The following is a 456-nucleotide window of genomic DNA, read 5'->3' on the forward strand; positions in this document are numbered from 1 at the left end:
ACATTTCTCGATCTCGACCTTGCATTTGAGTGAAGGATCAGTCACTAAGGATCGGATATCACCGGGATCCGTTACGGATTATCATCTAGTGGGAAAGAGCGTTACAAGTGAAAAAATAGCCGATCATGCGATTACCTGTGAGCACATTGAGGATGGAGCTGTGACTGGAGAGAAGCTGGCACCAAATTCGGTGAACAGTGATCATATCGAAGCAGGCAGCATTGACTCTGTACATTTGATTACAGACGCTGTGAACGAACATCATCTGAAGGATCATTCAATTTCCACAGATAAGCTGCAGGATGGTTGCATTTCGAAATCGAAGCTTGCTGTCAAAAGTGTGCAGACGTCCAATCTGGAGGATGAATCCGTCACTCGAGAGAAGTTGGCACCAAATTCGGTGAACAGTGATCATATCGAAGCAGGCAGCATTGACTCTGTACATTTGATTACAGA

The 456-nt window shown here is 45.0% G+C and carries 1 pseudogene; it reads left to right on the top strand.

Annotation, left to right across the window (positions count from 1 at the left end):
* Nucleotides 1–456, top strand: a pseudogene (locus tag E0485_RS25290) (hypothetical protein); the annotation flags it as partial.

It is taken from the genome of Paenibacillus albiflavus (assembly GCF_004344915.1).
GTDB lineage: Bacteria > Bacillota > Bacilli > Paenibacillales > NBRC-103111 > Paenibacillus_AM > Paenibacillus_AM albiflavus.